11 protein-coding genes are annotated in these 11305 nt (G+C 71.9%); 8 read left to right on the top strand and 3 right to left on the bottom strand.

The features are described 5' to 3' along the window. Positions 1-95 precede the first annotated feature (95 nt). A complete protein-coding gene (locus ACWGDE_RS29945) occupies positions 96-503 on the top strand; it encodes a hypothetical protein (RefSeq protein WP_453392165.1) in 408 nt (135 codons plus the stop codon). 52 nt (positions 504-555) lie between these two features. Here ACWGDE_RS29945 and ACWGDE_RS29940 read toward each other — a convergent pair whose 3' ends face one another. Further along, on the bottom strand, positions 556-1053 hold the full coding sequence (locus tag ACWGDE_RS29940) for a metallopeptidase family protein (protein WP_453392164.1): 498 nt from the start codon (positions 1051-1053) through the stop codon (positions 556-558). 171 nt (positions 1054-1224) lie between these two features. Here ACWGDE_RS29940 and ACWGDE_RS29935 point away from each other — a divergent pair, with 171 nt between their 5' ends. From ACWGDE_RS29935 to ACWGDE_RS29910, 6 genes are all read left to right on the top strand, one after another. Beyond that, positions 1225-1602 carry a DUF3499 domain-containing protein gene (locus ACWGDE_RS29935; protein ID WP_453392163.1) on the top strand — a complete coding sequence of 126 codons (378 nt, stop codon included), beginning with the start codon at positions 1225-1227 and terminating at the stop codon, positions 1600-1602. A gap of 78 nt (positions 1603-1680) precedes the next feature. Beyond that, positions 1681-3051 (top strand): phosphomannomutase/phosphoglucomutase, encoded by a 1371-nt coding sequence (locus ACWGDE_RS29930; RefSeq protein ID WP_453392162.1) that lies wholly within the window; start codon positions 1681-1683, stop codon positions 3049-3051. A gap of 228 nt (positions 3052-3279) precedes the next feature. Then, positions 3280-3468, top strand: coding sequence for a Trm112 family protein (locus tag ACWGDE_RS29925; protein ID WP_453392161.1), 189 nt, complete (start codon positions 3280-3282; stop codon positions 3466-3468). 83 nt (positions 3469-3551) lie between these two features. After that, a complete protein-coding gene (locus ACWGDE_RS29920; protein WP_453392160.1) occupies positions 3552-4685 on the top strand; it encodes an SIS domain-containing protein in 1134 nt (377 codons plus the stop codon). 39 nt (positions 4686-4724) lie between these two features. Beyond that, positions 4725-5897, top strand: a complete 1173-nt coding sequence (gene manA, locus ACWGDE_RS29915) for a mannose-6-phosphate isomerase, class I (RefSeq protein ID WP_453392159.1) — start codon at positions 4725-4727, stop codon at positions 5895-5897. A 93-nt stretch (positions 5898-5990) separates the two neighbouring features. Continuing rightward, entirely contained in the window at positions 5991-6935 is a 945-nt protein-coding gene (locus ACWGDE_RS29910) for a cation diffusion facilitator family transporter (RefSeq protein WP_453392158.1), read from the top strand. A 72-nt stretch (positions 6936-7007) separates the two neighbouring features. On the opposite strand, the gene lepB is transcribed toward ACWGDE_RS29910, so the two are convergent. Continuing rightward, the gene (gene lepB, locus ACWGDE_RS29905) at positions 7008-7724 is read right to left on the bottom strand and encodes a signal peptidase I (RefSeq protein WP_453392157.1); all 717 of its coding nucleotides are present in this window, start codon (positions 7722-7724) and stop codon (positions 7008-7010) included. A 113-nt stretch (positions 7725-7837) separates the two neighbouring features. Next, positions 7838-9883 (bottom strand): fructose-specific PTS transporter subunit EIIC, encoded by a 2046-nt coding sequence (locus ACWGDE_RS29900; protein WP_453392156.1) that lies wholly within the window; start codon positions 9881-9883, stop codon positions 7838-7840. 349 nt (positions 9884-10232) lie between these two features. Between ACWGDE_RS29900 and ACWGDE_RS29895 the strand changes: the two genes are divergently transcribed. Beyond that, the coding region (locus ACWGDE_RS29895; protein WP_453392155.1) for an adenosylhomocysteinase at positions 10233-11305 on the top strand (1073 nt) is incomplete at its 3' end.

Below are 11305 nucleotides of genomic sequence, written 5' to 3'. Positions count from 1 at the left end.
AACGGGCGAAGGGCGGGTAGGGGAAGGCCGCCCGCAGGGCCACCACGGCCGGCCGGACACGGCACCGCACGCCCACGGCGGCGTACCGTGTCCGGATGGGTTTCGAAGAGATGTTCGCCGAGGTCATGGCCACCGCCGACCGCTTCGGCCACCGCCAGCACGTCCAGCTCACCTGGCTGGCCGTCCGCCGCCACGGCGTCCCCTCCGCGGCCACCCTGGTCGCCGAGGGCATCCAGCGCACGGCCACCGCCGCCGGCGCCCCGCAGAAGTACCACGCGACCCTGACCCGCGCCTGGGTCGAACTCGTCGGCCACCACGCGACCCGGGCCCCCGCGGGGGACGCGGAGGACTTCGACGCCTTCGCCGACCGCAACCCGGACCTGCTCGACAAGGACCTGCTGGCGCGCTTCTACCGCCCCGGAACCCTCGCCGCGCCCGAGGCCCGCACCACCTGGGTCGAGCCCGACCTCGCACCCTTCCCGTGGCAGGGCCGCCCGGCCTAGTCAGCCCGGCCTAGTCAGCCCGGCCTAGTCAGGCCGGCCCAGTCCTGCCGGCCTAGTCCTGCCCGTACCGCGGATCCACCGTCTCCGGGGACAGCCCCAGCAGCTCCGCCACCTGCTCCACCACGATCTCGTGCACGAGCAGCGCCCTCTCGTCCCGCGACTTGGTCCGGATCTCCACCGGCCGCCGGAACACCACGATCCGGGCCGGCCGCCCGCCCCCGGCCTCGGCCAGGGCGCCCAGCGGCACCGCCTCGTCGTTCCACCCGGCGTCCGCCCCGCCCGGCGGCCCGGGCACGTCGCCGACCAGGAACTCCACCTCCGCCAGCTGCGGCCAGCGCCGTTCCAGCCGCTCCACGGAGTCCCGTACGAGGTCGCCGAAGAGCTCCGACCGGCTCGCCGACAGCGGCACCTGCGGCGGGGCCACCGGCCCGCGCATCCCCCGACCGTGGCGGTCGCGCCGCCGCACCCGGGGCTCACCGCCCCCGGAGCCGCCGGGCAGGGAAGCGGAAGGCAGGGAGGGGGGAGGGGGAGGCAGAGTGCTGTCCGTCACCCCCGCAGCGTAAGCGGTCCCGGGGAAGCGGGGCACGCCTCCGCGCCCCACTTCCCCGAGACCGCTCGGCCCGTTCGGCCCCGCCCGGGCGGGGGCGATCGGCCGACACGGGAGAGTGCCCGGCGGGGGAGTCGTCGCGGCCCGGTCAAGAGTGCGGTACCGTCCAACGTCGTGAGCCTTGTACGTCGCTGTTCGCGCACCGCGTGCGGCCGCCCTGCCGTCGCGACACTGACGTACGTCTACGCCGATTCGACCGCAGTTCTCGGCCCGCTCGCCACCTACGCCGAACCCCACTGCTACGACCTGTGCGCCGAGCACTCGGAGCGCCTGACCGCCCCGCGCGGCTGGGACGTCGTACGCCTCACCGACGGTTCCGCGCCCTCCCGCCCCACCAGCGACGACCTCGAAGCCCTCGCCAACGCCGTACGGGAAGCCGCGCGGCCCCCCGAGCGCGCGGCCGAGGCCGGCGGCGGCGCAGGTCAGGGCGGTCACAACACCGGAGAGACGCGCCGCGGACACCTCCGTGTCCTGCGCTCGCCGGACTCCTGACACTCCGATCGTCCGATAAGACGCCCGGTGCCCACGGTAGGTTTGCCTCACCGCACATCACCTTCAGGAGGGCAGGCAGTGGCCACCGATCTTTCGAACATCGTCAAGGCTTACGACGTACGAGGTGTCGTACCGGACGAGTGGGACGAGCCGCTGGCCGAACTGTTCGGTGCCGCGTTCGTCGAGGTCACCGGAGCGACTGCGATCGTCATCGGTCACGACATGCGCCCCTCCTCGCCCGGCCTGTCCGCCGCCTTCGCGCGCGGCGCGGCCGCCCGCGGCGTCGACGTCACCCTGATCGGTCTGTGCTCCACCGACCAGCTGTACTACGCCTCCGGCAAGCTGGACCTGCCCGGCGCGATGTTCACGGCCTCGCACAACCCGGCCCAGTACAACGGCATCAAGCTCTGCCGCGCCGGCGCCGCACCCGTGGGCCAGGACACCGGCCTCTCCGCCATCCGCGAGCTCGTCGAGCGCTGGAGCGACGAGGGCGCCCCCGAGGTCCCCGCCGGCACCACCCCGGGCACCGTCACCGAGCAGGACACCCTCACCGGCTACGCCGACCACCTCAAGGGCCTGGTGGACCTCACCGGCATCCGCCCCCTCAAGGTCGTCGTCGACGCGGGCAACGGCATGGGCGGCCACACCGTCCCCACCGTCTTCGAGGGCCTCCCGCTGGACCTCGTCCCCATGTACTTCGAACTGGACGGGACCTTCCCCAACCACGAGGCCAACCCCCTCGACCCGAAGAACATCGTCGACCTCCAGGCCCGCGTGAAGGCCGAGGGCGCCGACCTCGGCATCGCCTTCGACGGCGACGCCGACCGCTGCTTCATCGTCGACGAGCGCGGCGAGGGCATCTCCCCGTCCGCCATCACCGCCCTGGTCGCGGCCCGCGAGCTGGCCCGCAACGGCGGCACCGGCACCGTGATCCACAACCTGATCACCTCCTGGTCGGTGCCCGAGGTCGTGCGCGAGAACGGCGGCACCCCGGTCCGCACCCGCGTCGGCCACTCCTTCATCAAGGAGGAGATGGCCAAGTCCGGCGCCATCTTCGGCGGCGAGCACTCGGCGCACTACTACTTCAAGGACTTCTGGAACGCGGACACCGGCATGCTCGCCGCGCTCCACGTCCTCGCGGCCCTCGGCGGCCAGGACGGCGCCCTCTCCGGCCTGGTCTCCTCCTACGACCGCTACGCGGGCTCCGGCGAGATCAACTCCACCGTCGCCGACCAGGCGGGCCGCCTCGCCGCCGTCAAGGCCGCCTACGGCTCGGCCCCGGGCGTCACCCTCGACGAGCTCGACGGCCTCACCGCGACCGGCGAGGACTGGTGGTTCAACGTCCGCGCCTCCAACACGGAGCCCCTGCTCCGCCTGAACGTCGAGGCCCGCGACACCACCACCCTGGCCAAGGTCCGCGACGAGGTCCTGGCACTCATCCGCGCCTGAACCCGGCGCCGGGCAGAACCAGCCCCGCCGGCGGGCACATCAGCCCCGCCGGCGATTGAGGCGATCTTTCAGCCCCGCCGGCGTTTGAGGCGCGGGGTCCGGGGCGGAGCCCCGGCAACGGCGCCGCACCCGATCCGCATCGACCGCCGAGTCACCTCCAGCCCGCACCGGAGGTGACTCGGCGGTAGGCTGACCAGGCCCGATCCACATCCCCGAAGGGAACCGCACATGCCGCTCGAAGCCGGCCTCCTGGAGATCCTCGCCTGCCCCGCCTGCCACTCGCCCCTCGAGGACAAGTCGGCGGACGAAACGGCCCCCGAGCTGATCTGCACCGGAAGCCAGGACTGCGGTCTCGCCTACCCGGTCCGCGACGGCATCCCGGTGCTCCTCGTGGACGAGGCGCGCCGCCCCGCCTGAGCCTCCTACCGCCACCCCGCGCAAAAGCTGAGACTGGTTCCGTCACCACACAGGTTCCGTCACCCACACAGCCGGAGGCCGCCATGCTCGACGAGCCGCTCCTCGACGCACCTGACGATCTCGCCCGCGCCGACCGCCGAGGCCTCCTCCGCGGCGCCGCCGAGGCCGGAGCCCGCGTGCGCACGGCCGCCCGGCACGCCGCCGAGGCGGGCCTCGGCGACCTGCGCCCCGACGGCCGCCCCCGCGCGGTCCTGATCGCCGGGCCCGGGACCGCCGCCACCGGGGTCGCCGACCTGCTCGGAGCGCTCGCCGGCGCCTCCGCGCCCGTCATCAGGCTGCACCCGACCGGCGTCGCGCACGCCTCCGGCGCCCTGCGCTGGGCGTTGCCCGGCTGGGCCGGCCCCGTCGACCTGCTGCTCATCGCCACCACCGACGGCACCGAGCCCGGCCTCGCCGTCCTCGCCGAGCAGGCCTACCGGCGCGGCTCCACCGTCGTCGCCGTCGCGCCCGAGCGCTCGCCGCTGAGCGAGGCCATCGACGGCGCGCACGGGCTCCTCGTACCGATGGCCAGGGCCCCGTACCAGGAGTACGACGAATCCGCCGCGGCCGGGCCCGGAGCTCTGTGGGCCCTGCTCACGCCGCTGCTGGTGCTCCTCGACAAGGTCGGCCTCGTCACCGCCGCCCCCGACACCCTCCAGCTCGTCGCCGACCGGCTCGACCGCACCGCCGAGCGCTGCGGCCCCGCCATCGCCACCTACTCCAACCCGGCCAAGACCCTCGCGTCCGAGCTCGCCGACTCCCTCCCGCTCATCTGGAGCGAGGGAGCCGCCGCCGGACCCGCGGGCCGCCGGTTCGCCGCCACCCTCGCCGAGCTCGCCGGCCGCCCCGCGCTGGCCGCCGACCTCCCCGAGGCCCTGCCGGCCCACGGAGTCCTGCTCGCCGGCGCCTTCGCCGCCGGCGCCGACCCCGACGACTTCTTCCGCGACCGAGTGGAAGAACCGCAGGCCCTCCGCGCACGCGTCGTCCTGCTGCGCGACCGGCCCGCAGGCGGACTGACAGCCGCTCCTGCCGCACGAGAGCTCGCCCACAGCCACGACACGGCCATCAGCGAGATCGAACCAGAGGAGGGCACCGAGCTGGAACAGCTCGCCGAACTCCTCGCCGTCACGGATTTCGCCACCGCCTACCTGGCGCTGGCCTCCGGGGGACACAGCTGAGACGCATACCCGCATCTCTCTCACCCAGGAAGACCACCGATGGACCGCCTCACGAACACGATCCGCCCCTACGCCTGGGGATCCACCACCGCGATCCCCGAGCTCCTCGGAGTCGCCCCCACCGGTGAACCCCAGGCCGAGATGTGGATGGGCGCCCACCCCGGCGCCCCCTCCCGCCTCGACCGCGGAACCGGCGAGACCGCTCTGTCGGACCTCATCGACGCCGACCCCGAGGCCGAACTCGGAGTCGCCGCCGTCGCCAAGTTCGGCCCCAGGCTGCCCTTCCTCTTCAAGGTCCTCGCCGCCGGCGCCCCGCTCTCCCTCCAGGTCCACCCCGATCTCGCCCAGGCCAGGGCCGGGTTCGAGGACGAGGAGCGGCGCGGAGTCCCGATCGAGGCGCCCGAGCGAAACTACAAGGACGCCAACCACAAGCCCGAGCTGGTCTGCGCCCTCACCCCCTTCGACGGGCTGTGCGGATTCCGCCCGCCGCTGGAGGCCGCCGAACTCCTCGAAGGCCTCGGCGTCGACTCCCTCAAGCCCTACGCCGACCTCCTGCGCGCCCACCCCGAGGACAAGGCCCTGCGCGAGGTGCTCACCGCCGTCCTGACCGCCGACCGCGCCGAGATGGCCCGTACGGTCGCCGAGGCCGCGGCCGCCGCCCAGCGGCTCGGTGGCCCGTACGCCCCGTACGCCGGCCTGGTGCACCACTACCCCGGCGACCCGGGCGTCATCGCCGCCATGCTCCTCAACCACGTGCAACTCCAGCCCGGCGAGGCCATGTTCCTCGGCGCCGGCATCCCGCACGCCTACATCGACGGACTCGGCGTCGAGCTCATGGCCAACTCCGACAACGTCCTGCGCTGCGGACTCACCCCCAAGCACGTCGACGTTCCCGAGCTGCTGAAGATCACCCTCTTCGAGCCGGGCGACCCGGGCGTCCTGCGCCCCGAGGGCAACGGCGAAGAGGTCTACGAGACCCCCATCGACGAGTTCCGGCTCTCCCGCTTCGTCCTGGCCCCCGGCGCCGCCCCGCGGGTCCTCCCGGACACCACCCCGCAGATCCTGCTCTGCACGGCGGGCACCCCGAAGGCCGCCTCACCGAAGTCCGGCGAACTGACGCTGGTCCCCGGCGAGTCGGTCTTCGTCCCGGCGGGAGAGAAGGCCGAACTGTCCGGTACCGGCACCGTCTTCCGTGCCACCGTCGTGGTCTGACGTACCGTCCCTACCGGTGGCTGTGAGAATCTGCGGCCGTGACGCGGCGCCCCGGACCGGGGCGCCGCACCGAGGAAGGGACACATCGCAACCATGAGCGCGTCGGGCGGTACCAAGGCGATCGTGGCGGCACTCGCCGCCAATCTGGCCATCGCTGTAGCCAAGTTCGTGGCCTTCGTCTTCAGCGGCTCCTCGTCGATGCTCGCGGAAAGCGTCCACTCGCTGGCCGACTCCGGGAACCAGGGCCTGCTGCTGCTCGGCGGCAAGAAGGCCCAGCGCGAGGCGACTCCGCAACACCCCTTCGGGTACGGCCGCGAGCGCTACATCTACGCGTTCCTCGTCTCCATCGTGCTGTTCACCGTCGGCGGCATGTTCGCCATCTACGAGGGCTACGAGAAGATCAAGGAGCCGCACGAGATCTCGCACTGGTACTGGCCGGTCGGCGTCCTCGTCTTCGCGATCATCGCGGAGGGCTTCTCCTTCCGCACCGCGATCAAGGAGTCGAACGAGATCCGCGGCAGCCTCACCTGGGGCCAGTTCATCAAGCGCGCCAAGGCCCCCGAGCTGCCCGTCGTCCTCCTGGAGGACCTCGGCGCCCTCGTCGGCCTGGTCCTCGCCCTCGCGGGCGTCGGCATCGCCCTGCTGACCGGCAACGGCATCTGGGACGGCATCGGCACCCTGTGCATCGGCGTCCTGCTCATCGTCATCGCCATCGTGCTCGCCGCCGAGACCAAGTCCCTGCTGCTCGGCGAGGCCGCCGGTACCGAGGAAGTCGAGAAGATCAAGGCGGCCGTCGTCGACGGCGACGTGGTCACCGGCGTCATCCACATGCGCACCCTGCACCTCGGCCCCGAGGAACTGCTGGTCGCCGCGAAGATCTCCGTGCAGAGCGACGACACGGCGATCGAGGTGGCCAACGCCATCAACGCCGCCGAGGCCCGCATCCGCGCGGCCGTCCCGATCGCCCGGGTGATCTACCTGGAGCCGGACATCTACAACGCGGAGGCCGCCGCGAAGGGCACCAACCCGGGGCACTGACCGGGATTCGTACGGCACGTCGAGGCCCCCCTGCGCAGGCGCAGGGGGGCTTCGACGCGTCGCGACAGCGAGTCAGCCGCTCGCCGAGGCCTCGTGGATGGAGCCGGCGGCCACCGCGTTCCGCGCGGGCTTCGCCGCCCGCCGCCGCGCCTCCAGCGAGGCGATGCCGAGCCCGCCGCCGACGAGGAAGGCCTTTCCGCCCAGCGCACCCAGTACCCAGAGGATCAGCACCTCGGTCGGCATGTCCCTCGTGACCCCCCGAACGGCCGAGAGCGGAAGGGTCCCGTCGTTTCCGTAGGTGCCCGCCATGACGAGGGAGTCGAGGGAGTCCACGCGGTTGTCGCCCATCACGAACATCCGCCCCTCGGGCACGGTGACGTCGAAGGGAGCCATCGCAGGCATGGCCGGGTCCTTCACATAGGGCTCGACGAGGGGCTTCCCGTTCAGCATCAGGGTGGCGTCGCCCTTGGCCCAGGAGAGGTGGTCCCCGCCCAGCGCGATCACCCGCTTGAAGACGTCCCCGCCGATTTGCCACGAAGCCGGCGGCGTAGCGAGCACCGCGTCCCCGTGCCGGATCTCCCGCGGGGCCACGCGCCCGAACCAGACCTCGTCACCGGGGGAGTAGGCCGGCTGCATCGACTTCCCCGGGATCACCTGGTGCGAGTAATCGTCCGAGAGGAAGAACCGGACCCCGGCGCCCGCCCCCACGAAGAGCACCGCGCCGAGCACCAGCAGTGCTATCGCCCAGATCCCTCTCCGCCGCCCCGGCCTGCGCTGATCCCGCTCCATGCCCGTTCCCCTCACCGATACGTCCCGTCCGGCAGGGAAGCGTACGCAGCGCACTCGGGCCCCGTACCACCGAGGTGGGGTACGGGGCCCGAGGGGGCGCGGAAGGGCTGCGGCTACTGGATCTCGCGCAGCACGTCCAGGATCGCCTGCTCGTCCGGGGCGGCCTGCAGCCGCTCCCGGAACCCGGTGTCCATCAGCTTGCGCGACAGCAGCGCGAGGATCCGCAGGTGCTCGTCCCCGGCGGCGGCCTCCGGTACGGAGATCATGAAGATCAGCCGGGCCTTCGTCCCGTCCAGCGCGCCCCACTCGATGCCCGCGTCGGACCGGGCGAAGCCCACCGTCGGGCGGGTCACGGCGTCCGTCTTGGCGTGCGGGATGGCGATCGACTCGCCGAGGCCCGTCGTGCCCTGCGCCTCCCGGGCGAGGGCGACCCGTACGAGCTCGTCCACGTCGCGGACGTTGCCGGTGGTGGCCAGCATCTCCGCCATCTCGCGGATCGCGGCCTCCTTGGCGTCCGAGGCCAGCTCCGTCCTCACGGTCTGCTCGGTCAGGTATCCGGACAGCACCTCGGGCTTCCCGGCCGCGGCGACGGGAGCCGCGGCCGCGGCCCGCGCCCGTACGGCCGTCCCGGCCCCGGAGCCCGCACCCGCGCCGACGAGGACCGGCTCCGGAGCGAGGACGGGCGAGCCGCCCGCCGCGCCCTCCCGGCGCTGCTTGAACTCGATCAGGGCGTTGGTCGTCAGCGCCGTCACGAGCGCACCGACCGCGATGGCCACGAAGAACATGGCGACCCCGCTGATGGCACCGAACAGCGAGACGATCGGACCGCCGTGCGGCACCGAGTCCTGGACCCCGGCCACACCGGCGATCGCACCGGCCACCGCACCACCCAGCATGTTCGCCGGGATGACCTGGGCGGGCCTGGCGGCGGCGAAGGGGATCGCGCCTTCGGAGATTCCGAAGAAGCCCATGAACAGGGCGGCGAGGCCGGTCTCCCGCTCCTGGTCGTCGTAGAGCTTGCGGCGCAGCAGCGTGGCCAGGCCCTGTCCGAGCGGCATGACGGGGATGGCCGCGGCGGCCATGCCCATGACGTGGTTGTTGGTGCCGATGAGGCCGACCGCGACGAGGAACGCGGTCTTGTTGACCGGACCGCCCATGTCGAAGGCGATCATCAGGCCGATCAGGGTGCCCAGCACGATCGCGCTGGAGCCGGTCATGCCGTTCAGCCAGCTGGTCAGGTGCGTGAAGAGCCAGGAGATCGGCTGCCCGATCACGTAGATGTAGAACAGGCCCAGGGCCAGGGTCGACAGGATCGGGATCACGATGATCGGCATGATCGGCTGGATGGCCTTGGGGACCTTGACCTTCTTGATCCACACGACCAGGTAGCCCGCGAGGAAGCCCGTCGCGATGGCGCCCAGGAAGCCCGCGTTCGCGTCGGCCCCGTAGATGTGCACGGCGTCGGCGGCCAGGAAGCCGCCGATCATGCCGGGTACGAGGGCCGGCCGGTCACCCAGGGCGTAGGCGATGTAGCCGGAGAAGATCGGCAGCATCAGCTTGAAGCCGGTGACGCCGAGCGCGTTCACGTAGTACCAGAAGGTCCCCTCGGGGATGACCAGTCCGCCCTTGGGGTCCGCGTGACCGCCCAGGGACAGGGACACGGCGAGCAGCAGACCGCCCACGACCACGAACGGGATCATGTGCGAGACGCCGTTCATCAGCGCCTTGTACGCCTGGCTGCGCTCCTTGCCGCCGCCGCCCCCGCCACCGCCGCCGCCCGGGCCCGCGGCGGTCCCGGACTGCACCGGCGCGCTCTGCGCCCGCTGGATCAGCTCCTCCGGCCGGTGGATGCCGTCCGCGACGCCCGTGGACAGGACCCGCTTGCCGGCGAAGCGCTCGCGGTCGACTTCCTTGTCGGCGGCGATGATCACCGCGTCCGCCTCCCTGACATCGTTGTCAGAGAGCACGTTCTCGGCCCCGATCGAGCCTTGGGTCTCCACCTTCATCCGCACACCGAGCCGGTCGGCGGCCTGCTGGAGCTTCTCCGCGGCCATGTAGGTGTGCGCGATGCCCGTGGGGCACGCGGTGACTGCCACCAACTTCACGGGCTTCTGCCCGCTCTCGCCTCCGCTGCCAGGAGCGCCTGCCGGACTGGTCACTGGAATCTCCTCACGCCTTCGTAAGCGGGATCGCGCAAAAGACCCGACCCACCGGCATCCTGCAACATGTAGGGGGTGCATCAAAAGTCCGAAAGGCCCTGAAGTGTTCCGCCAGATGGCCTGAAGCCAAGACGGGACTTGATCTCCGGTCGTCCGAGCCACGCTCCGCCGATCGGTGTAGATTCGTCATCAGTGTCAGGCGTCGCTGCTGATGGCGGTCGGGCGGTCCTTGGGACCGGCCGAGGGGAGAGAGGACCCCCGACGGACTGAGCTCGATGCGCGCCACCCCTGCGGGCGGTGCGCGGCTCAGCCGTACCCAACCTCTCGACCCACGAGGAGCAGCATCCACATGACTGCCGCATTCACCGACTTCAAGGTCGCGGACCTCTCCCTCGCCGTCTTCGGGCGCAAGGAGATCACCCTCGCCGAGCACGAGATGCCCGGCCTGATGTCGATCCGCCGCGAGTACGCCGCCGCCCAGCCCCTGGCCGGCGCCCGCGTCACCGGCTCCCTGCACATGACCGTGCAGACCGCCGTCCTCATCGAGACCCTCGTCGCCCTCGGCGCCGACGTCCGCTGGGCCTCCTGCAACATCTTCTCCACCCAGGACCACGCGGCCGCCGCCATCGCGGTGGGCCCGAACGGCACCGTGGACAACCCGCAGGGCGTCCCCGTCTTCGCCTGGAAGGGCGAGACGCTGGAAGAGTACTGGTGGTGCACGGAGCAGGCGCTGACCTGGCCGAACACCCCCACCGGCGGCCCGAACATGATCCTCGACGACGGTGGCGACGCCACCCTCCTCGTCCACAAGGGCGTCGAGTTCGAGAAGGTCGGCGCGGCCCCGGACCCCTCCACGGCGGACTCCGAGGAGTACGGCCACATCCTGACCCTCCTCAACCGCACCCTGGGCGAGTCCCCGCAGAAGTGGACGCAGCTCGCGTCCGAGATCCGCGGCGTGACCGAGGAGACCACCACCGGTGTCCACCGCCTCTACGAGATGATGGCCGAGGGCACCCTGCTCTTCCCGGCGATCAACGTGAACGACGCCGTCACCAAGTCGAAGTTCGACAACAAGTACGGCTGCCGCCACTCGCTCATCGACGGCATCAACCGCGCCACCGACGTCCTCATCGGCGGCAAGACCGCGGTCGTCTTCGGTTACGGCGACGTCGGCAAGGGCTGCGCGGAGTCGCTGCGCGGCCAGGGCGCCCGCGTGATCATCACCGAGATCGACCCGATCTGCGCGCTCCAGGCGGCCATGGACGGCTACCAGGTCGCGACGCTCGACGATGTCGTCGAGACGGCCGACATCTTCATCACGACCACGGGCAACAAGGACATCATCATGGCCGCCGACATGGCCAAGATGAAGCACCAGGCGATCGTGGGCAACATCGGCCACTTCGACAACGAGATCGACAT

It is taken from the genome of Streptomyces sp. NPDC054956, from assembly GCF_053609185.1.
This window is presented reverse-complemented; position numbering and strand designations above follow the sequence as displayed.